Origin of the sequence: Phenylobacterium kunshanense, assembly GCF_003254525.1 — a bacterium.
Lineage (GTDB): Bacteria > Pseudomonadota > Alphaproteobacteria > Caulobacterales > Caulobacteraceae > Phenylobacterium > Phenylobacterium kunshanense.
In genome coordinates, this window is the sequence record NZ_QFYS01000002.1 from 588,999 (window position 1) to 609,021 (window position 20,023).

At 69.7% G+C, this 20,023-nt stretch carries 17 protein-coding genes; 5 read left to right on the forward strand and 12 right to left on the reverse strand.

What is annotated here, in order from left to right:
• Positions 1 to 15 precede the first annotated feature (15 nt).
• From yidC to DJ019_RS07300, 9 genes are all read right to left on the reverse strand, one after another.
• Positions 16 to 1,806, reverse strand: a complete 1,791-nt coding sequence (yidC, locus tag DJ019_RS07260; protein ID WP_111275303.1) for a membrane protein insertase YidC — start codon at positions 1,804 to 1,806, stop codon at positions 16 to 18.
• Between the two features lie 41 nt (positions 1,807 to 1,847).
• Positions 1,848 to 2,216, reverse strand: coding sequence for a ribonuclease P protein component (rnpA, locus tag DJ019_RS07265; protein WP_111275304.1), 369 nt, complete (start codon positions 2,214 to 2,216; stop codon positions 1,848 to 1,850).
• A 22-nt stretch (positions 2,217 to 2,238) separates the two neighbouring features.
• On the reverse strand, positions 2,239 to 2,373 hold the full coding sequence (gene rpmH, locus DJ019_RS07270; RefSeq protein WP_068877158.1) for a 50S ribosomal protein L34: 135 nt from the start codon (positions 2,371 to 2,373) through the stop codon (positions 2,239 to 2,241).
• A gap of 79 nt (positions 2,374 to 2,452) precedes the next feature.
• The gene (gene map, locus DJ019_RS07275; RefSeq protein ID WP_111275305.1) at positions 2,453 to 3,205 is read right to left on the reverse strand and encodes a type I methionyl aminopeptidase; all 753 of its coding nucleotides are present in this window, start codon (positions 3,203 to 3,205) and stop codon (positions 2,453 to 2,455) included.
• Entirely contained in the window at positions 3,202 to 3,693 is a 492-nt protein-coding gene (locus DJ019_RS07280; RefSeq protein ID WP_111275306.1) for a GNAT family N-acetyltransferase, read from the reverse strand. The genes map and DJ019_RS07280 overlap by 4 nt, the downstream gene beginning before the upstream one ends.
• Positions 3,693 to 4,673: an NADPH:quinone oxidoreductase family protein gene (locus DJ019_RS07285; RefSeq protein WP_111275307.1), complete on the reverse strand. Its 981-nt coding sequence runs from the start codon at positions 4,671 to 4,673 to the stop codon at positions 3,693 to 3,695. Before DJ019_RS07285 ends, DJ019_RS07280 begins: the two co-directional genes overlap by 1 nt.
• The gene (locus tag DJ019_RS07290; protein ID WP_111275308.1) at positions 4,670 to 5,713 is read right to left on the reverse strand and encodes an alpha/beta hydrolase; all 1,044 of its coding nucleotides are present in this window, start codon (positions 5,711 to 5,713) and stop codon (positions 4,670 to 4,672) included. The genes DJ019_RS07285 and DJ019_RS07290 overlap by 4 nt, the downstream gene beginning before the upstream one ends.
• The gene (locus DJ019_RS07295) at positions 5,713 to 6,336 is read right to left on the reverse strand and encodes a TetR/AcrR family transcriptional regulator (RefSeq protein ID WP_111275309.1); all 624 of its coding nucleotides are present in this window, start codon (positions 6,334 to 6,336) and stop codon (positions 5,713 to 5,715) included. The genes DJ019_RS07290 and DJ019_RS07295 overlap by 1 nt, the downstream gene beginning before the upstream one ends.
• A gap of 161 nt (positions 6,337 to 6,497) precedes the next feature.
• On the reverse strand, positions 6,498 to 8,453 hold the full coding sequence (locus tag DJ019_RS07300; RefSeq protein WP_111275310.1) for a methyl-accepting chemotaxis protein: 1,956 nt from the start codon (positions 8,451 to 8,453) through the stop codon (positions 6,498 to 6,500).
• Positions 8,454 to 8,625: 172 nt separating this feature from the next.
• Between DJ019_RS07300 and DJ019_RS07305 the strand changes: the two genes are divergently transcribed.
• Positions 8,626 to 8,934: an energy transducer TonB family protein gene (locus tag DJ019_RS07305; RefSeq protein ID WP_111275311.1), complete on the forward strand. Its 309-nt coding sequence runs from the start codon at positions 8,626 to 8,628 to the stop codon at positions 8,932 to 8,934.
• A gap of 185 nt (positions 8,935 to 9,119) precedes the next feature.
• Entirely contained in the window at positions 9,120 to 10,601 is a 1,482-nt protein-coding gene (locus DJ019_RS07310; RefSeq protein WP_111275312.1) for a sensor histidine kinase, read from the forward strand.
• 6 nt (positions 10,602 to 10,607) lie between these two features.
• Here DJ019_RS07310 and DJ019_RS07315 read toward each other — a convergent pair whose 3' ends face one another.
• The 3 genes from DJ019_RS07315 to DJ019_RS07325 all read right to left on the reverse strand — a co-directional run bounded on the left by DJ019_RS07315 (position 10,608) and on the right by DJ019_RS07325 (position 14,156).
• Positions 10,608 to 11,432 (reverse strand): DUF72 domain-containing protein, encoded by an 825-nt coding sequence (locus DJ019_RS07315; RefSeq protein WP_111275313.1) that lies wholly within the window; start codon positions 11,430 to 11,432, stop codon positions 10,608 to 10,610.
• A 240-nt stretch (positions 11,433 to 11,672) separates the two neighbouring features.
• On the reverse strand, positions 11,673 to 13,325 hold the full coding sequence (locus DJ019_RS07320; RefSeq protein ID WP_111275314.1) for a M28 family metallopeptidase: 1,653 nt from the start codon (positions 13,323 to 13,325) through the stop codon (positions 11,673 to 11,675).
• A gap of 57 nt (positions 13,326 to 13,382) precedes the next feature.
• The gene (locus DJ019_RS07325; RefSeq protein WP_111275315.1) at positions 13,383 to 14,156 is read right to left on the reverse strand and encodes a TetR/AcrR family transcriptional regulator; all 774 of its coding nucleotides are present in this window, start codon (positions 14,154 to 14,156) and stop codon (positions 13,383 to 13,385) included.
• A gap of 182 nt (positions 14,157 to 14,338) precedes the next feature.
• On the opposite strand from DJ019_RS07325, the gene DJ019_RS07330 reads away from it, so the two are divergent.
• From DJ019_RS07330 to DJ019_RS07340, 3 genes are read left to right on the forward strand one after another with little or no spacing between them, the layout of a single operon-like run.
• On the forward strand, positions 14,339 to 15,757 hold the full coding sequence (locus DJ019_RS07330; RefSeq protein WP_111275316.1) for an efflux transporter outer membrane subunit: 1,419 nt from the start codon (positions 14,339 to 14,341) through the stop codon (positions 15,755 to 15,757).
• Positions 15,758 to 15,765: 8 nt separating this feature from the next.
• Complete coding sequence (locus DJ019_RS07335; RefSeq protein ID WP_240606391.1) at positions 15,766 to 16,854, forward strand: efflux RND transporter periplasmic adaptor subunit; 1,089 nt, start codon at positions 15,766 to 15,768, stop codon at positions 16,852 to 16,854.
• Complete coding sequence (locus DJ019_RS07340) at positions 16,851 to 19,973, forward strand: efflux RND transporter permease subunit (protein ID WP_111275318.1); 3,123 nt, start codon at positions 16,851 to 16,853, stop codon at positions 19,971 to 19,973. Before DJ019_RS07335 ends, DJ019_RS07340 begins: the two co-directional genes overlap by 4 nt.
• The last annotated feature ends 50 nt before the right edge of the window (positions 19,974 to 20,023 follow it).

Below are 20,023 nucleotides of genomic sequence, written 5' to 3' on the forward strand. Positions count from 1 at the left end.
CCTGGGGGGGCTCGGTCACCCGACGGCCTTGGACTTGCCGGTGATCTTGCCGATCAGCTGGTCGATCGGATTGTCCACCTTGAACCGGCGCATGATCACGTACTGCTGCAGGGCGGTCAGGATGTTGGACCACGTGTAGTAGACCAGCAGGCCGATCGCGAACTGCGCCATGATGAAGGTGAAGATCAGCGGCATGAGCTGGAAGATCCGCTGCTGGATCGGATCCGGCGCCGGCGGGTTCATCGCCGTCGTGAGCCAGGTGGTGATCCCGTAGAGGATCGGCAGGGCGCCGATGTGCAGGAAGCCGGGGGGCGTGCCGTAGGCGAACAGGCTGCCGATCATCGGCATCGTACCCGGATCCCAGGGGATCAGGCCGAACAGGTTGAACACCGTCGTCGGATCGGGCGCGGACAGGTCGCGGATGTAGCCGATGAACGGCGCGTGGCGCATGTCCAGGCTGACCGTCAGGACCTTGAAGAGGGCGAAGAAGACCGGAATCTGCAGGAAGATCGGCAGGCACCCGGCCAGCGGATTCACCTTCTCGCGCTGATAGAGAGCCAGCAGCTCCTGCTGCTGCTTCTGCGGGTCGTCCTTGAACTTCTTGCGCAGCTCCTCCATCGCCGGCTGCACCTTCTTCATCTTGGTCATCGACTCGTACTGCTTGTTGGCAAGCGGGAAGAAGACGAGGCGGACCACGACGGTCAGCAGCAGGATCGCGACGCCCATGTTGCCGACGTGGCCATGGATGAAGCTCAGGAAGGTGTGGATCGGGCGGGTCAGGAACCAGAGCATGCCCCAGTCGATCGCCTCGTCCAGGTGGGCCACGCCCAGCTTGTCCTGGTAGCTCTCCAGGACCGGCGCGGCCTTGGCGCCGGCGAAGACGCGGGTGGTGGCCGAGACCTGGGTCCCGGGCGCGATGGTGCGCGGCTGGCCGATGAAGTTGGCGTCGAGCAGGTTGGTGCTGCCCACCTTCGTCAGGCGGTACTGGCCCTCGATCTGCTCGTTCTGGGCCGGGATCATGGCGGTGAGCCAGTAGTGGTCGGTCATGCCGATCCAGCCGCCGGTGGAGGCGTAGGACGGGCTGGAGCCGTCCTTCTGCCACTTGCCGTACTTGAGGTTCCGGCGCTCCTTGAGCCAGCCGATCCCGCCTTCGTGCACGACCGAGTTCCGGCCGAGGGTCGCCGGCACGCCCTGACGCTGGACCGAGCCGTAGGGCGCCAGGGTGATCGGGACAGGGCCGCGGTTGGCCACCGTGTCGGTGACCGTGAACATGAACTTGTCGTCGACCGAGATGACGCGCGTGAACGTGAGGCCCTGGCCGTTCGTGTAGGTCAGGGTCACCGGCTGGCCGGGCGCCAGGGTCGAGCCGCTGGCCAGGGTCCACACCGTATTGGCGTTCGGCAGCCCGGGCACGTTGGCGCCGGTCCAGCCGATCTCGGTGAACTGGGCATAGCGCGTGCCCTCAGGCCGCAGCAGTTCGACCGGCGCCGGGCTGTCCAGCTTCTCGCGGTACTGGGTGAGGAAGAGGTCGTCGATCCGCGCGCCGCGCAGGGACAGCGAGCCCTTCACCGACGGCGTGGCGATCGGCACCCGTGGCGCGGCGGCCACGGCGGCCTCCCGGGTCACCACCGGCGCAGCCAGCGGCGCCCCCGGCTTCGCCAGGGTCGCCCCTGCGGGCGCCTGCTGCCGCGCGGCCTCGGCGCGCTTCTTGTTCGCCGGCTCGATGACGGCGAACTGGTAGATCATGAGGATCAGGAACGCGCACACGACGAAGATGATCGTGTTGCGGTTGTTCTGGTCTGGCATATCGGGGGACGCGGTCCGTCGAAGGGGAAAGGCGGGGCCGTCTACACTTGGGGGCGCGCGCCGTCGGCGGCGAGCCTTATCAGCGCGCTTTTCACGTCGTCAAGCAAACGGGGCCAGGGACGGGTGATGACCCCGCCCCGGGCGATGAACACATAGTCGACGCCGGGCTGGCCCAGCTCGGGCACAATGCGCCGCGCGGCTTCGCGCATGCGCCGCTTCGCGCGGTTGCGCTGCACGGCGCCGCCGATGCGCTTGGTGGCGGTGAAACCGACCCGCACCTTCGGGTCGTCGTCGCCGCGCGGCCTGGCCTGCACGACGACGGCCCCCTTCGCGCAGGAGGGGGCCTGGGCGCAGGCGAGGAACTCGCTGCGCTTCTTCAATCGTTCAAGGGTGGTCCCGGCGTCCGCCATGCGGACACCTTACAGGGCGGTCCTAGGCGCTGAGGCGCTTGCGGCCCTTGGCGCGGCGGCGCGCCAGGATCTTCTGGCCGTTCTTCGTGGACATGCGCAGACGGAAGCCATGACGGCGCGCGCGCACGAGGCGAGACGGTTGGAAAGTGCGCTTCACGACGAAAGCTCCGGGGTCGAAAATCGAGGCGCGGTGGATAGTGGATGGGCGGGTTGCTGTCAACCACCGTGGGGTCGGTTCAGTCCGCCAGCGTCACCACGATCGGCCCGTTCCGCGTGGCCACCAGCGTGTGCTCGTACTGAACGGTGGCCTCGCCGCCCGGCGGCCGCAGGGTCCAGCCGTCGTCATTGGCGTCTTCCACCCAGTCGGCGCCGAGCGACAGGAAGGGCTCCAGGGTGAAGACCAGGCCCTCGGTGATCTGGCGGCGTTCGCGGCGCTCGTGCCAGGTGGGGATCTCGGTGGGCTCCTCGTGCAGCGAGGCGCCGACGCCGTGGCTGGCGAGGTTGCGGACCAGGCTGTAGCCGTTCTTCCGGGCGAAGGCCTCGATCTGGCGGCCGGGCTCGCCCAGCGAGGCGCCGGGGCGCACGGCCCTGATGCCGGTCCAGAGCGCCCGGCGGCCGTCGCGGCACAGGCGCTCCACGCGCTTGCTGACCGGCGGCACGGCGAACGAGGCCCCGGTGTCGCCGAAGAAGCCGTCGAGTTCGGCCGAGACGTCGATATTGATCAGGTCGCCGGCCTGGACCACGCGGTCGCCCGGGATGCCGTGCGCCACGTCGGGGCCCACCGAGATGCAGGTGGCGCCCGGGAAGTCATAGGTGAGCTGCGGCGCCGAGCGCGCGCCGGCGTCCTCCAGCATCTTCCGCCCGATCTCGTCCAACTCGCGGGTGGTGATGCCGGGCTCCAGCGCCTCGCCCATGGCCTTCAGCGTCCGCGCTACGACGCGGCCCGCGGCCTTGAGCTGTTCCAGTTCTTCTTCGCTGCCGATGGTCATGCTTCACCACTCTCCGGATCGATCGGCAGAGTCCACCAGTTCGAGGCGATTGTCAGGCCGGTCTGGCTGAGCATGGCGTTCTTGGCGGCGTCGAGGTGACCGCTCACCACCACGACCTGCCGCCAACCGGCCGCCCGGGCGATCGCCATGCAGTCGTTCCACAACGCCCGCCCCACCGTGGGCCAGAGTTCAGGCGTGCGGACGCAGAAGTCATCGACGGTGAAGGTGTCGCCGCCGGGCGCGTACACTGGCGGCGAGGGCGTCTTCCACGCGATGAGGAAGCCGTCCAGCCGACCGTCCTGTACCGCGACGCGGGTGACCACCGCCGGATTGACGACGAGCTGGCCGAGGAAGGCGGCGCTCACGTCGGCGGAGTTCTCCGCCTTCTTCCAGAAGACCGGCTGCCAGCATTCGTACTGCCGTCGTCGCGCCTCGGCGAGGATCACAATGTCCGCGACGTCCTCTGGGGCGGCGTCGCGGATTCGCATCACAGATCCGGCCGGATGATCGTCTTGCCGACCACCTTGCGCTGGGCCAGCGTCTCGTAGGCCTCGCGCCAGTCGGCGAGGGCGTACTCGTGGTCGACGCGGGGCTTCACCAGGCCGTCCTCGGCCAGTTTCCAGATGGCGGCGGTGTTCTCGCGGCCCTTCTCGGGGAACTGGCGGCCGTATTCGCCGGCGCGGACGCCGTGGACCGAGAAGCCCTTGATGAGGGCGATGTTGACCGGCAGCGTGGGCAGCCGGCCCGAGGTGAAGCCGATCGACAGGATGCGACCGCCGAAGGCGATGCAGCGGATCGACTCGTCGAAGACATCGCCGCCGACGGGGTCGTAGATCACGTCCGCGCCCCGGCCGCCGGTGATCTCCTTCACCCGCTCGCGGAAGCCGCCGGTGACGTTCACGGTGGCGTCCACGTCGTACTCGCGCTGGATCACCGCCAGCTTCTCGTCCGAGGCCGAGGCGGCGATCACCTTGCAGCCCAGCACCTTGGCGTAGTCGACCGCTGCGAGTCCGACGCCGCCGGCCGCGCCGTGCACCAGCACCCATTCGCCGGCCTTCGCGTCCGCGCAGCGTTTCAGGGCGACGTAGGCGGTAAGGTAGGCCACCGGATAGCCGGCCGCCTGGGCGAAGGTCAGGCCCTTGGGCTTCTTCTGCAGCGCTGCGGCGGGGAACACGGCATATTCGGCGAAGACGCCGCGCCCGCCCGAGCAGACCTCGTCGCCGGGGCTGAAGGCGGTGACGCCCTCGCCGACGGCGTCGACCACGCCGGCCATCTCCATGCCGCCGATGAACGGCAGCGCCGGCTTGTGCTGGTGCTCGCCGCGGGTCTGCATCAGGTCGGGGAAGTTCACCGCCGCGGCCAGGATCTTCACCCGGACCTCGCCCGGGCCCGGCTCCGGCGTCGGGATCTCCCTCACATGGACGCCGGCGTAGTCCGGCAGGAGTTCCTCGACGACCAGGGCTCTCATGCGGGGCGCGTCTCCTCGTAGGTGTCGCGCACCAGGCCGGCGATCTCGCGACAGGCCGCGTCGGCCGCCGGGATCGCGCCGGTGAAGGCCGCGAACGCATGCGTGAGGCTGTCGTAGCAACGGTACCGCACCGTCACGCCAGCGGCCTTCAGCGCCTTGGCGTAGGCCTCGCCCTGGTCGACCAGCGGGTCGAAGCCGGCGGTGGCGATCACCGCGGGCGCTAGGCCGGTGAGGTCCTTCTCCCGCAGCGGCGAGAGGCGCGGGCTGGCCGGATCGTCGTCGGGGCCCAGGTAGTGGCCCATGAACCAGTCCATCATCGCCCGGTTCAGCGGGAAGGCGTCACCGAAGACGGTCATGGACTCGCTCTCGGAGGCCACGTCCGTGCAGGGATAGACGAGGAGCTGCATGCGCGGCTGCGGCTCGCCCAGGCGCTTCAGCTCCTGGCAGAGGATGGCCGCGAAGTTGCCTCCCATGGAATCGCCGCCGATGGCGACGCCGGTCGCCCCGTAGTGCTCGGCGCTGTTGCGCGCCCAGCGGTAGGCGCCCAGCACGTCCTCGAAGCCGGCCGGGAAGCGGTGCTCGGGCGCCAGGCGATAGTCCACCGACAGCACCGGTCCGCGGGTGATGCGCGCCAGCAGGGCGGCGAAGCAGTGGCTGGTGTCCAGGCTGCCGATCACCCCGCCGCCCATGTGCGCCCAGACCATCATCGGCGCGGACGGGTCCTGCGGCTCGGGCCGGTAGAGGCGGGCCGGCACGTCGCTGACCTGGCCGGGCACGTTCAGCGGCTCCCAGCGCACGCCGGGCTCCAGGTCGCCCGTGACGGCGCTGATCGCCTGGGTCTCGCCGCGGCGGGCCTCCTCAGGGGACAGGGTGTCCATCGGCGGCTGGTTGCGCGCCTGGTGGGCCAGGAACTGGAGGCGCGGATCGAGCGTGCGCCCGGCCCTGTAGACGGCGGCGCCGCCGCTCATCAGCCGCAGCAGCGGTGAGGGGAGGGACAGGATCGTGCGGGCGACGAAGCGCTGGACGGCGGCGGAAGCCATCAGGCGCGGGCCCCGGGCAGGCCGCCTATGCCGTTGAGGATCATGGAAACCGCGAAGTCGGCGGCGGAGGCGGTGTCGATGGGCCGGCGCATCAGCATGCGGTCGCAGACCTCGCGGGCCACGGCGATGCAGGACGCGGCCATGTAGTCGGCGTCGGCCAGCGGGCTGCTGCCCTCGGCGATGGCGCCCTCGATGGCGTCCTTCACCTCGGCGTAGACGGCGGCCATCTCGGGCGTCTCGCCCTGGATGTGCGGATGCTGCTCGCCGGCGGGCCGCCGGGCCGCCCAGCTCACGTGCTCGTCGGCCATGAACCCGAAGTAGGCGACGATGGCTTCGCGGACGAACGCCTCCAGCGGATAGCCCTTGCTGCGCAGCCCTTTGAGGATCGGGGCGAAACGCCGGGCGCCATCATCGGCGAGGGCGGTGAACACCTCCTCCTTGGAGCGGTAGTAATTGTAGAAGGTGCCGGCGGCGAGGCCGGTGCGTCGGATGATGTCGCGGACCGTCGCCGACTCGTAGCCCAGCTCTCCGAAGACCTCCCGGGCCGCGTCCAGGATCGCCTGGCGATTCTGGACCTTTGTCTGCTCCCGCTTGCCCACGGGAAGATAAGCGACTTGCGACATACGACTCTCGGCGCCCCAAAACTGACGGGCGTCATATTAGAGCCTTTGGTCCGGTCGCCAACTGACATTCCGCAAACGCCAGAACCAAAGCCGGAGCCAAAAAGAAAAGGGCCGGAGCGGGGTGGCTCCGGCCCTTCGAGGAACGGGGTGTCGGCTGGACCTTAGAACTCGGTCCAGTCGTCGTCGGCGGCCAGAGCCGTGGCGCCCGCGGTGCGGAACGCCGGGGCGGCCACCTTGGCGCGCGGTTCCGGCTCCGCCTCGGCGGACGAGGCGAACACGGGGGCGCGGGCCGTGACGGTCGGAGCCGCCGTCGCGGTCTCGTTGACCTGGAAGCGCGACACGAGGCCGAACAGTTCTTCGGTCTGGCCCGCCAGCATGCGGCTGGCCGCGGTGGTCTCTTCCACCATGGCCGCGTTCTGCTGGGTGACCTGGTCCATCTGGTTCACCGCGGTGTTCACCTCGGCGATCCCGGTCGCTTCCTCCTTGGCGGAGGCGGCGATCTCGCTGACCAGCTTCGAGACCTCGTCCACGTGGGTGATGATCCGGTGCAGCGCCTGGCCGGTCTCGCCGACCAGGTTCACGCCTTCGGCCACCTGCGAGCTGGAGGTCGAGATCAGGCTCTTGATCTGCTTGGCGGATTCCGCCGAGCGCTGGGCCAGGGCCCGGACTTCCGAGGCCACGACCGCGAAGCCCTTGCCCGCGTCGCCGGCCCGTGCGGCCTCGACGCCGGCGTTCAGCGCCAGCAGGTTGGTCTGGAAGGCGATCTCGTCGACCACACCGATGATCTGGCTGATCTCCTTGGCCGACTTCTCGATCTCGTTCATCGAGGCGACGGCGCGGCTCACCACCTCGCCCGAGCGCTCCGCTTCCGTCTTGGCGGCGGCGACGGCCTCGCGGCTCAGGTTGGCGCCCGTGGCCGAGCGCTGGACAGTGGCGGTGATCTCGTCGAGCGCCGCGGCGGTCTGCTCCAGGGTGGCGGCCTGCTGCTCCGTGCGGCGCGACAGGTCGTCGGTGGCCTGGGCGATCTCGTTGCCGCCCGAGCGGATGCCCGAGGTGGCGCCGGCGATCGCGGCCAGGGCCACTTCCAGCTTGGCCAAGGCGTCGTTGAAGTCGTTGCGCAGCTTCTCGTAGCCGCCCGGGAAGGCTTCGCAGAGGCGGACCGTGAGGTCCCCCGCGGCGACGCGTTCCAGGGCGCCGGCCAGCGAGGTGACCACGCGGGCCTGCTCCTCGGCCGAAGCCTCGGCCAGGGCGGCGGATTCGCGGCGGCTGGCCTCGGCGGCGGCGCGCTGCTCTTCCTGATCCCGGCGCATCTGCTCCAGGTGGAGCTGGTTGTCTCGGAACACCGTGAGCGACTTCACGATGGCGCCCAGCTCGTCCCGACGTTCCAGCTTGTCGAGGTCGATGTCGTTCTCGCCGCGCGACAGGCGCTCGGTGGCGCCGGCGATGCGCTGCACGGCCCGACGCAGGTTCAGCACCAGGAAGGCGGCGATCGCCGCGGTCAGGGCCAGGGTGGCCAGCGAGGCCACGATGGTCATCGACTGGGCGGCCTTCGAGCGTTCGCCCGCGGCGGCGGCCTGTTCGTCGGTGGCCTTCTGGGTCGCGGTCACGATCGACTTCAGGTTGGTGTTCATCTTCTTGTACTGATCTTCGAACGGCGCGGCGAAGCCGGCGGCCGAGGCGAAGTCGACGCTCATCATCGACATGATGATGTCGAGCGCGTCGCGCGTCTCCTTCAGGTCCTTGATCAGCTTGTCGTAGGCGGGGCGCTGGGCCGGCGTGGCGGCCGCACGGGCGACGCCGACTTCCTTGGTGATGGCGTCGACTTCCGCCATCAGGGCCTTGCTCTGTTCAGGGATCTTCTCAGCTTCGATCTGCGCCGCCTGGTGGGTCAGCAGGAAGTAGAGCTCGCCATGAACATTGGTGATGCGCTCGGAAATGCGCTGCATGCGCAGGCTGTTGGGCATGTCGGTCTTCACGACCTGGTCCAACTCGCGCATCTGGTTCTGTTGCAGGACCACCGCAGTGGTGGCCAGGACCGCCAGCATCACGAGGGCAAGGACGGGCGCGAAGCCCACCTTTACCATCAACGGCAAGTCATCGAGTCTAAAACGCTTCATTAAAGCCGTCCCCCGAGTTCCTCTGCTTGGGGGGCAGACCCCCGTTAGCATGTGCATGCTGAACGAAGGTCCCTAACGGATTCTCACCTAAGCGAATTTTTTGGGAGATCAGGCTTCGTTAACCGCTGCCCGGTATTTCCCCCAATCATTGTTTCTCTAACAGGAGGTGGGGATGCAGAAAGCGATCTCTCTTATTGGTGGTATTGCTCTGAGCTTTGCGCTTACCGGCGCTGCGGGCGCCGCGTCGTTCCAGGAAAGCATGGCCAAGTGCCTGACCAAGAACGCCAACACCCGCGATTCCGCGACTGTCATGCTTCAGTGCACGGCGGCCGGCGGCAAGCTCGCGGGCTGCTCGGTGGTTTCCGACAGCGCCCCGGGCAAGGGTTTCGACAAGGCCGCCCTGTGCGTCGCCGAAGCCATGCCGATCGGTGACAAGTCGGGCGACGTGAAGATCCCGATGCGGTTCCCGGGCGGCGCGTAAGCCCCGCCAAACAACCCAACACAGCGAAGGCGCCCTGCTCTGTGGGGCGCCTTTTCTTTTGCCGGCGACTCTTCGTCGGGGCCCATGAATCTGGCGGACAAGCGGCCCTGCGACATTCCGCCACCCCCGCAAGGCGGCGCTTTGCGGCATGCTGCGCTGCGAGGGGGGCCGCGGCGAGGGATCGGATGGCGGCCACGACGCGCGAGGAGGCTGATCAGCGCCTGCTCGCCCAATGGATCGGCGAGGCGCTGCTGGCGGACACCGGCGGCGACGGCGTGATCGCGTGCGATCCGGCCGGCCGGATCGTCTTTTGCGACGCCCCCGCGACCGCATTCCTTCACCTGGGCCGGAAAAAGTTCCTCGGCCGCGATCTTTGCGAACTGCTCCAGCCACTCGGGGACAAGACGCTGGAACTGCGGTTCCGTAGCGCCCTGCGTGACGGGGCCTCCGTGGAGTTCGTGGTGGCGAGGCCCGCCGCCGACGATGAATGGGTCGAGGTTCGCGGCCTGCGCACCTCGGGCGGCATGGCATTCCTGCTGCGCGACGTCACATCGCGTGAGCGCAGCGAGCGCTCGCTGCGACGCAAGGAGCACCGGTTACGGGCCGCCAACGACAGCCTGCGCCTGGCGCACCAGTCCGCCCGCGCCGCGACCTGGGAATGGCGGATTCCGCGCAACCTCCGCTGGCTCGACGTGGGCGCCGCGCGGGCGCTGATCGGACTTCCGCCGACGGTGACCGACGACGAGGTCCTGGCCGACTGGCGCAGCTTCGTGGTCGAGGACGATCTGCCCGTGATCATCGCGGCGCTCGAGACCCTGCCGGCGGCGGGACGGGCCGAGGCCGAGTTCCGGGTCGCCGCCGCCGACGGCGGCCATCGCTGGCTGCGGACCAGCGCCGCGGTGGTGGAACGCCGCGCGGACGGGGCGCCCGTGCGGGTGGTGGGCGTCACCCTCGACGTCACCCACCAGAAGGTCTCCGCGGCCAAGCTTCAGCGCGAGGTGGACGAGCGCCGCCGGGCCGAGCAGCGCCAGAAGCTGCTGATCCACGAGTTGAACCACCGGGTGAAGAACATGCTGGCCACGGTGCAGTCCGTGGCGCGACAGAGCCTGGGCCGGGCCGCGGACCCCGCCTCGCTGGCCGATTTCGAGGAGCGCCTGATGGCGCTGGCCTGGACGCACGACATCCTGACCCGCGAGCATTGGGCGGGGGCGTCGCTGCGCACCATCCTGGAGCGGACGATGGCGCCGCACGGCCGCGGCCGCGTCACCCTGGGCGGGCCCGATCTGCGGATTTCGCCGAAGATGGCGCTGGCCCTGGCGATGGGCGCGCACGAGCTGGCGACCAATGCGGTCAAGTACGGTGCGCTCTCGGTGGACGGCGGACAGGTGGAGATCAGGTGGCGGGTGGACTCACGCTCGCAGCCGCCGCGACTCGTCCTCGACTGGCGCGAGGCGGATGGGCCGCGGGTGACGCCGCCGGCGCGCCGGGGCTTCGGTTCACGCCTGCTGGAGCGGGGGCTCGCCCACGAGCTGGGCGGCGAGGTGCAGATCCGGTTCGACCCCGCGGGCGTCTGCTGCCACATCCGCGCGCCACTGGACCTGGAGCCTGAGGAGCCGGCCGTCCCGCAGCCGGGCGCCGACGCCGCCCACGGGGTGGGCGCCCATTGAGGCCGGTCAGTCGGCGGGCGGCCGGAATTCCGGGTCGACCCGGCGGATGAACGCCTGGGCCGCCGCCGGCGCCCGCACCTTCCCCTCGTGGATGACGAAGGCGTAGACCTCGTGCGGGGTCTCGGGCGGCCCCGTGCGGTCGATGGGCGTGAAGTCGCCCGGCACGCGGCCCTCGGCATAGGCCTTGAACCGATCGGCCCAGAGGTCGAGGTCGGCCTCGTCGTAACCGGTGGGAATCTCGTCGTCGGCCGACAGCAGGCGCAGGTAGACGAAGTCGGCGGTGATGTCGGGAATGAACGGGTAGTTCTCGTTCTCGGAATTGCAGATCGCGACGTTGCGATCGCGGCAGAGGCCGATGAATTTCGGGTCGTTGAATGTGCCGTTCCGCACTTCGACCACATGCTGCGCGGTCATGTCCCCGACCTTCTCCGGCAACAGGTCGAGGAAGCCGGCGAAATCGTCATAGTCGAACTTCTTGGTCGGCATGAACTGCCAGAGGATCGGTCCCAGCCGGTCGCCCAGTTCGGTGAGCCCCTGGCCCAGGAAGATCGCCATGGAGTCCCTGCCGTCCGCCAGCACCTTGCGGTTCGTGCAGAACCGGCTGGCCTTCACCGAGAACCTGAACCCGTCCGGCGTGGCCGCGCGCCACTTTGCCCAGCTCTCGGGCTTGAAGCTGGAATAGTAGGTGCCGTTGATCTCGATCGCCGTCAGCCGGCGGCTGGCGTACTCCAGCTCGCGCGCATGCGGCCACTTCGGCGGGTAGAAGACGCCCCGCCAGGGCTCGAACGTCCATCCCCCGATCCCGCACCGGATCCGGCCCGCTTCGGCCATGCTCGTCTCCTCGACGCTTTCCGCGCGGAGGCTAGCGGCGATGATGCGCGTTCTCAAGATGTTCTGGAGCGCGGGTTGCGGGCGCCCCCGGCCGTGGTGACGTGTCGGCCGGGGGCGTCCGGGCGGGCATCGAGGGACAGGGAACTAAGCCCGCCGCCCTCCCAAGCGGCGAAGCTTGCCGCCGGTTCCCAGCGCTACCGTGGAAGGCGAACTTGTTTTCGCTGCTACCTTGACCGCCGCCTATTTCCGCTGGGCGGCGGTCTTGTCCCGCTCGGCCTTGAACTCGGCGCCGGGCTTCCAGTCGGGCCACTGACGACCGTTGGCCAGCTTGCGGCCCAGGTCCAGCAGCAGTTCGCCGTCGGCCAGGGCGCCGTCGGGCTTCCAGGTCGGGTCGAAATTGTCGGCGGGCTGGTGATAGCGCTTGATCGTATATTCCTCGGCGAACCGCTCCCCGGCCTCCACACCGCCGTCCACCATGTCCTGCCCGCTGCGATAGGAGATGGCGGGCACGCCGGCCTTGGCGAAGGGGAAGTGGTCTGAGCGGAAGAAGCTGCCCGCCTCGGGGCGCTGGTCGGGGCTGAAGTAGCGGCCCCTGGACTTGCCGACCGCGATCAGGTCGTCCTGCAGGGTCAGCGGCGCATCGCCCGCCGTGGAGAAGTTCTTCGCCGGCGCCGGAGCCCCGCCGTCGAGATTCAGCACGCCGACGGTGGTGGCCAGCGGATAGAGCGGGTTCACCACATAGTATTCCGAGCCCAGCAGGCCCTTCTCCTCCGCGGTGACGAACAGGAAGCCGACCGACCGCTCGGGCTTCGGGCCCTTGGCGAAGGCGCGGGCGATCTCCAGCACCACGGACGTGCCCATCGCGTTGTCGACGGCGCCGTTATAGATGCGGTCGCCGCTTGCGTCGGGCTCGCCCACGCCCAGGTGGTCCCAGTGCGAGGTGTAGAGCACGTGCTCCCCGGGGCGCTTGGAGCCCGGCACGATCCCCACCACGTTCTTCGAGACGACCTTCTGGGCGTCGATCGCATAGTCGGTGGAGAAGGTGACGCCCTTCAGCTCGACCGGCTTGAAGTCGCGGGTCTGGGCCTGACTCTTCAGCGCCTCGAAGTCGAGCCCGGCGGCCTTCATCAGCTCGACGGTCACGTCCCGCTGCACCCAGCCTTCCAGCGGGGCGTGCGCCTCCAGCGGGTTCTTCCGGATGACGTCGAAGATCTCGTTGGTGTTGGAGTTCTTCACGGTGGCCCAGCCGTAGGAGGCGGGCGCGGTCTCGTGGATCACCAGGAAGCCGACGGCGCCCTGGCGGGCCGCTTCCTCGAACTTGTAGGTCCAGCGGCCGTAGTAGGTCATGGCCTTGCCGCCGAAGTCGCCTTTGCCCGTCTCGAAGTCGGGATCATTGACCAGCACGAGCGCGACCTTGCCCTTGAGGTCGACGCCCTTGAAGTCGTCCCAGTTCCGCTCGGGCGCCTTCACGCCATAGCCGACGAAGACGATCGGCGCGTCCTTCACCGTCAGGCGGCTCTCGCCGGTCTGGCTGGCGCGGATGGCGATCTGCTCGCCCTGGGTCCAGGGCTGGACCTGGCCGTTCACCGTCACGCTGGCGCTCACAGTCCCCTGGGTGCGGAAGCGAGCGAGGGGGACGTCCTGTGTCCAGGCGCGGCCGCCGTCTGGCTTAAGGTCGCCGCCGGGCTGCACGCCGGCCGCCTTCAGCTGCTCGATCAGGTAGGCGACGGTCTTCTCTTCGCCGGCGGTGGCCGGGGCGCGTCCCTCGAACTCGTCGGAGGAGAGCACTTTCACGTCCTGCACCACGCGGGCGGGATCGAGGGCGGGCGTCGCGGCGAAGGCGACGGTGGCGATGACGGAAAAGGCCGCGGCGGCGACGAGTACGCGTTTCATGAACCTGCTCTGACGGGGCGGAAAGGCCGCGACCCTAAGGTCTTCCTTCGCTGTCCGCTAGGCCGCCGCCCGGCGGGCATCGATCAGGGCCTCGATCCCGTCCAGCACGACACCCAGGCCAAACCGGAACCGCCACATCGGGTCCGCGAAGACCGCCTTGTCGGCGGTGCGCCAGGCCTCCCCCAGTCGCAGCACGAAGGGGAATCTTTCGGGGTCCAGGCGCGCCTTGATCGCCGGTTCGGCCTCGGCGAACCACTGCTCGTCGGTGAGGCCGCTGACGCGCTCGGCCTCCCGAGCGTCCCGCGCCTCCTTGAGGGCGCCCAGCAGGAACTGGTGCAGCACGTCGATCACCAGGTCCTTGGTCAGCTCATCCAGTCCCGTCCCATCCAGGATGCGCAGCGCCGCCTCGTGCCGTCGCACCAGATTGGGGCCCAGCGGCGGCCGGTGCATGGCCAGGTCCAACGTCCACGGGTGGCGTTCCGCCAGCGCCCAGCGTTCGCAGGCGATGGCGGTCAGGCACTCGCGCCAGCCGCTGCACTCGGCTTCGACGTCGCGGACCTCGCCCAGGACGCGGTCCAGCATCAGGTCCACCAGTTCGGCTTTGGACGGCACATAGGTGTAGATCGACATCGGGGACACCCCGAGCTCCACCGCGATCCGGCGCACGGAGATCGCGCTCAGCCCTTCGGCGTCGGCGACGGAAATGGCGGCCGCCACCACCTCGTCCACCGAGTAGCGCGGCTTGGGCCCGCGACGGCCGGGCTCGGCGGCGCCCCACAGGAGGTCGATCCTGCGCCTCGGGTCCGCGCCATTGGTGGTGTCCTGCGTCATCGTCGGGGCGACATTACCAACAAAACGCTTTACATCATACGGAGTTTGCGCGAGATCGCTTGACGCACGGTGACCGCCAAGAGTCGCCGGCGGAGGCGACAAACGGGTGGTGGGCCTGCGCAGCGATTGCGCCGGGGGTCCAAGTCCTGTTCAACAACGCCGGTCCTTCAAGCCTGACGACAATGCTGCGCCGCCCTGGCCTCTTTCCCATCCTGGCCTCCGCCCTCGCGCTGGCCGCATGCGCCACGCCACGCGCCGCGGACGTGAGTCTGCCCGCCGCGTTCGAGGCGCCCGCCGGCGCGCCCGCCGACGCACTTGCCCTCGACACCTGGTGGACCGCCTACGGCGATCCCGAGCTGACGGCGCTCATCGAGCAGGCGCTGGCGCGCAACCCGGACATCCGTACCGCCCGCGCACGCCTCGACGAGGTCAGGGCTCAGCGCACGAGCGCCATCCTGCAGTATCTGCCCCAAGGGGATGCAACCGCCTCGGGAAAGCGCACGACCACCGAGCAGATCTCGGGCGTCCGGGCCAGCATCCCCGGGTTCTCCACCGACGGGACGTCGGAGCAGTACAGCGCGACCTTCAATGTGAGCTGGGAGATCGATCCGTTCGGCCGCGGCTTCATCGCCTACCGCGCGGCCGACGCCGAGGTCGACCGGGTCCGCTTCGCCTATGAGGTCACACGCGCCCAGCTCGCGGGCGATACGGCCGACGCCTGGTTCCAGGCCCGGGGGCTGGCGATCCAGCTCGCCGACGCGCGCGAGACCGCCCGGATCCAGAAGGATCTCTACGACATCGCCGCCCGCCGGGCCGCCCTCGGGCTGGCGGCCGGGTCCGAGCCCGACCGCGTGGCCGGCGACCTGGCTCAGGCCCAGGCGCAGGTGGCCGCGCTGGAAGCCCAGCTCCAGGTCCAGAAGCGCGCGATTCTCGTCCTCACCGGCCGGGTGGTGGAGCCCACGGCGAACATCGAGGCCCCGCCGGTGGTCGGCGCGGCGCCCGCCGTTCCGGCGGCGCTGCCCAGCGAGCTGCTCCAGCGCCGCCCCGACGTGCGCCAGGCCCAGGCAGCGGTGCGCTCGGCCGCCGGCCAGCAGCGGCTGGCCCAGCTCGCCTTCTTCCCGACCTTCACGCTGTCGCCCGGCCTCGGCTGGTCGCGGATCGAGCAGCCGGGCTTCACGTCCGAGACCCAGAACTGGTCGATCGGCGGCTCGATCATGCAGCCGATCCTCTCGATCCCTCGCCGGATGCAGGACCTGAAGGTCCAGAACGCCCGTGCCGAACAGGCCGTCACCGCCTACGAGAAGACGGTCCAGGTCGCCTTCCAGGAAGCTGAAGGCGCGCTGGTCAACCTCGACGCCGACCGTCGTCGCGTGGCCCTGCTCACCGACGGCGAGGCCCGTGCCCGGCGCGCCTACGACGCCGCCCGCGAAGGCTATGCCCGCGGGCTCACCGATCTGTCCTCCACCCTCTCGGCCGAGCAGGCCTGGCGCGCCGTGCGCGCCCAGCTCACCTCGGCCCAGGTCCAGGCGCTCCGCCGCTCCGTCCAGGCCATGAAGGCCATCGGCGGCGGCTGGCCCGCCCAGGCCTACGCCGCGAAATGAGACGAAGCATGAAGCTCGCCACGCCCCTCCTCGTCGCCTGCTGCGCCACCCTCGCGCTCGCCGGGTGCAAGAAACCGCCTGAGACCCAGACCGAGGCGCAGCGCGCCCGCGCGGTCACCGTGGCGCGGATCGAGCCCCGTCCGATCGTGGGATCGCTCACCGCGTCCGGCGACCTGGTCCCGCGGGAGGAAGCCGCCGTCGCGCCGGAAGTCTCCGGCTACCGGGTGGCCAAGGTGCTCGCCGACGTCGGCGACTACGTCCGGGCCGGACAGACGCTGGTGCAGCTCGATCCGACCCTGCTGGAAGCCCAGATCGCCCAGGCCCAGGCCCAGGCGGCGCAGGCCGACGACCAGGCCAAGCGCGTGTCCGGGCTCGACGGCACGGGCGTGCTCAGCCAGGAGCAGATCGCCCAGCGGCGCTACCAGGCCGACATCGCCCGCGCCAACCTGCGTCAGCTCCAGACCCAACGCCGCAAGATGGCGGTGACCGCGCCGGTCTCGGGCCTGATCCTGGAGCGCAACGTGCGCCCCGGCGACCTGTCGGCCATGACCACCACGCCCTGGTTCCGCATGGCCCGCGATGGCCAGGTCGAACTGTCGGCCGATCTGTCCAGCGACGATCTCACCCGTGTCCGCGTCGGTCAGACGGCGACAGTGACCCTACCCGGCGGCGCCGTCGCCCAGGGGCGCGTGCGCCTCATCAGCCCGCAGATCAACACCCAGACCAAGCTCGGCGAGGTGCGCATCCTGCTGCCGGTCCGCTCGGACATCCGCTCGGGTGGCTTCGGCCGCGCGGTCTTCTCCGACGCCTCCGCCAACGTTCTGGCGGTGCCCGAGACCTCCGTACGCTACGACGCCGACGGGGCCAGCGTCATGGTCGTGGGCGCCGACAATCGCGTGAAGCGCGCGCCCATTCAGACCGGCGCCCGCGGCGGCGGCCTGGTCCAGATCGTCAAGGGTCCCCCGGCCGGCACCCGGATCGTCGCCAGCGCCGCCTCGCTGTTCCTGGACGGCGACCTGGTCCGTCCCGTTGAAGGGGGCGCGGCCCAGGCCCAGGCGCCGGCCAAGGCTCCCGCGAAGACGGCGGCCGCGAAATGAGCCAGCCTCACGGCAGTTTCGCGATCTCCGCCTGGGCGATCCGCAATCCGATCCCCGTGGCGGTGCTGTTCATCGGCCTGCTGATGTCGGGCCTGATCGCCTACTCGGGTCTGGCGGTCAAACAGTACCCCAACATCCAGTTCCCGGTCGTTGCGGTGACCATCACCCAGAGCGGCGCCGCGCCGGGGGAAATGGAAACCCAGATCACCCGTCCGGTGGAGGACGCCATCGCCGGCGTCACCGGGGTGAACAACATCTCCTCGGTGGTGACGCAGGGCGTCTCCACGACGTCGGTCGAGTTCGAGATCGGCGAGAACCTGCAGAAGAAGACCGACGAGATCCGGTCGAAGATCGACCAGTCCCGGGCGCAGCTTCCTCGTGACATCGACGAGCCGCAGGTGACCCAGGTGGAGGTGGATTCGGCCGCGCCAATCCTGACCTATGCGGTCGCGGCTCCCACCATGTCGGACGAGGAGCTCTCGTGGTTCGTCGACGATACCGTCGGCCGGGTGCTCCAGACGGCCAAGGGTGTCGCCCAGGTCAGCCGCGTGGGCGGCGTCGCGCGTGAAATCAACGTCGTCGTCGATCCCGACCGCCTGGCCGCGCGCGGCCTGACGGCGACCCAGGTGAACAACGCCCTGCGCGGCTTCCAGCTCGACGCGCCGGGGGGACGCCTGATCGTCGGCGGGCGGGAGCAGACGCTGCGGGTGCTGGGCACCGTCAAGACCGTGGAACAGCTTCGGGATCTCACCATCCCGACGGGAACGGGCAGCTTCGTCCGACTCGCCGACGTGGCCGACGTGGGCGACGGCGCCTCCGAGGTCCGCGGCTTCGCCCGCCTGAACGGCCGGCCCGTGGTGGGCTTCCAGGTCTCCAAGACCAAGGAGGCCAGCGACGTCGACGCCGAGGACGCGGTCATCGCCAAGCTGGCCGAAATCGAGAAGGCCAATCCGGGGGTGAAGTTCTCCAAGATCTTCTCGTCGGTGGAAGAGACCCGGGCCAGCTTCCGCGCGACCCAGCACGTGCTGGCCGAGGGCATGGTCCTCGCGGCGGTGGTGGTCTTCTTCTTCCTGCGCGACTGGCGGGCCACGGCGATCACCGCCCTCGCCATGCCCATCTCGCTGATCCCGACCTTCTTCGTGATGAAGCTGGGCGATTTCTCGCTCAACATGGTCACGCTGCTGGCCCTGACGCTCGTGATCGGGATCCTGGTCGACGACGCCATCGTCGAGATCGAGAACATCGAGAAACGGGTCGAGCGCGGGGCGCGGCCATTCCAGGCGGCGTTGGAAGGGGCCGACGCCATCGGCCTGGCGGTCGTCGCCACGACCATGGCCATCGTCGTCGTCTTCACCCCGGTCAGCTTCATGCCCGGCATCCCGGGCCAGTTCTTCCGGGAGTTCGGCCTGACCGTGTCCGTGGCCGTGCTGTTCTCGCTGGTCGTCGCGCGTCTCGTGACGCCGCTGATGGCCGCCTACTTCCTGAAGGCCAAGCCCCACGCCAAGCCGCGCAAGCCCTTCGAGGGGTTCTACCGCAACGTCCTCGAGTGGGCGCTGGCCCACCGGATCGTGGCCTCCATCGTCGGGGCGATTATCTTCGTGGCCTCGCTGGCCCTGGTGCCGATGCTGCCGCAGGGCTTCCAGCCCGCGGGCGACCCCGACTACATGTACGTGGAGATCCAGGGCCCGCCCGGCGCGACGCCCGCGGACATGGATTTGACCGCCCAGCGCATCGACGCCCTGTTCCGCAAGCAGCCCGAGGTCACCAACGTCTTCGTCCAGATCGGCTCGACCGTCGCCAACTTCGGGCCGGGCATGTCCAGCGGCGGCGGCGACCTGCGCAAGGGCACGGCGACAATCCTCCTGCGGGCCGACCGCTCGGCCAGCGGCGACGATATCCGAAATCGCCTGCGCGAGGAGCTGCGCAAGATCCCCGATGCGCGCCTCGGTTTCCTCAGCTTCGAGGGCGGCGCCGGCTTCCAGCAGATCCTCACCGGCGACAACCCGGCCAACCTCGAGAAGGCCGCGCTGGAGCTCGAGCGCCAGATGCGGACCCTGCCGGAGGTCGCCGACCCCAAGCAGGCGAACCCGCCCGTGGGGCCGGAGATCGTGATCCGTCCGCGCGCCGACGAGGCCGCCCGCCTGGGTGTGTCCTCCGATGCGATCGCCAGCGTCGTCCGCATCGCCACCGTCGGCGACATCGACGCCAACGTGGCCAAGTTCAACGAAGGCGAGCGGCGGGTTCCCATCCGCGTCCGCCTGCCGGCCAGCGCCCGCACCGACCTCCAGCGCCTCCGGGACCTTCAGGTCCCGACGGCCTCTGGCGGCACGACCACCCTGGGCAGCGTCGCCGACATCTCGTTCCAGGCCGGCCCGGCCCGCATCGATCGCCTGAACCGCGAGCGGCGCATGAGCGTCGAGGCGGAGCTCAACGGCGGCTACCAGCTCGGCGAGGCCCAGAAGGCGGTGAACGGCCTGCCGATCATGAAGAACCTGCCCGAGGGCGTGCGGCCGGCGGCCATCGGCACCTCCGAGGCCATGGCCGAGCTGTTCGGCGGCTTCGCCATGGCGATCTTCGCCGGCGTCGCGATGATCTACGGCGTGCTGGTCCTGCTGTTCCGCAGCTTCTTCAAGCCGGTGGTGATCCTGTCGGCCCTGCCGCTGGCCGTGGGCGGGGCCTTCCTCGGGCTCTTGACCTTCAACCTGTCCCTGTCGATCCCGTCCCTTATTGGCTTCCTGATGCTGCTGGGCCTGGCGGCGAAGAACTCGATCCTGCTGGTCGAGTACGCCATCGAGCGCGAGCGCGAGGGCATGAGCCAGCACGACGCCCTGATCGAGGCCTGCCGCGAGCGGGCTCGCCCGATCGTGATGACCACCTTCGCCATGGCCGCCGGGATGCTGCCGACCGCGTTCGCCCTGGAGAAGGGGGCCGAGTTCCGGCAGCCCATGGCCGTGGCGGTGATCGGCGGCCTGATCACCTCCACGGTCCTGTCGCTGGTGCTGGTGCCCGTCGTCTATCGCTTCGTCGACGACTTCGAGAGCTGGCTCCGGCCGAAGCTCGCCCGGCTGATCACGCCTCGGGAAGAGCCGCATCCGGCCGCGCCGGAGGATCGCCTGTAGGCGGTCTTCCCCGCGCCGCGGGGGCGGTTGACGCAAGGTTGTGCTTGGAA

Bases quoted from the DNA above. Each gene is read 5' to 3' on its own strand.
- yidC (WP_111275303.1), bottom strand. From the start codon at position 1,806: ATGCCAGACCAGAACAACCGCAACACGATCATCTTCGTCGTGTGCGCG.
- rnpA (WP_111275304.1), bottom strand. From the start codon at position 2,216: ATGGCGGACGCCGGGACCACCCTTGAACGATTGAAGAAGCGCAGCGAG.
- map (WP_111275305.1), bottom strand. From the start codon at position 3,205: ATGACCATCGGCAGCGAAGAAGAACTGGAACAGCTCAAGGCCGCGGGC.
- DJ019_RS07280 (WP_111275306.1), bottom strand. From the start codon at position 3,693: ATGCGAATCCGCGACGCCGCCCCAGAGGACGTCGCGGACATTGTGATC.
- DJ019_RS07285 (WP_111275307.1), bottom strand. From the start codon at position 4,673: ATGAGAGCCCTGGTCGTCGAGGAACTCCTGCCGGACTACGCCGGCGTC.
- DJ019_RS07290 (WP_111275308.1), bottom strand. From the start codon at position 5,713: ATGGCTTCCGCCGCCGTCCAGCGCTTCGTCGCCCGCACGATCCTGTCC.
- DJ019_RS07295 (WP_111275309.1), bottom strand. From the start codon at position 6,336: ATGTCGCAAGTCGCTTATCTTCCCGTGGGCAAGCGGGAGCAGACAAAG.
- DJ019_RS07300 (WP_111275310.1), bottom strand. From the start codon at position 8,453: ATGAAGCGTTTTAGACTCGATGACTTGCCGTTGATGGTAAAGGTGGGC.
- DJ019_RS07305 (WP_111275311.1), top strand. From the start codon at position 8,626: ATGCAGAAAGCGATCTCTCTTATTGGTGGTATTGCTCTGAGCTTTGCG.
- DJ019_RS07310 (WP_111275312.1), top strand. From the start codon at position 9,120: ATGGCGGCCACGACGCGCGAGGAGGCTGATCAGCGCCTGCTCGCCCAA.
- DJ019_RS07315 (WP_111275313.1), bottom strand. From the start codon at position 11,432: ATGGCCGAAGCGGGCCGGATCCGGTGCGGGATCGGGGGATGGACGTTC.
- DJ019_RS07320 (WP_111275314.1), bottom strand. From the start codon at position 13,325: ATGAAACGCGTACTCGTCGCCGCCGCGGCCTTTTCCGTCATCGCCACC.
- DJ019_RS07325 (WP_111275315.1), bottom strand. From the start codon at position 14,156: ATGACGCAGGACACCACCAATGGCGCGGACCCGAGGCGCAGGATCGAC.
- DJ019_RS07330 (WP_111275316.1), top strand. From the start codon at position 14,339: ATGCTGCGCCGCCCTGGCCTCTTTCCCATCCTGGCCTCCGCCCTCGCG.
- DJ019_RS07335 (WP_240606391.1), top strand. From the start codon at position 15,766: ATGAAGCTCGCCACGCCCCTCCTCGTCGCCTGCTGCGCCACCCTCGCG.
- DJ019_RS07340 (WP_111275318.1), top strand. From the start codon at position 16,851: ATGAGCCAGCCTCACGGCAGTTTCGCGATCTCCGCCTGGGCGATCCGC.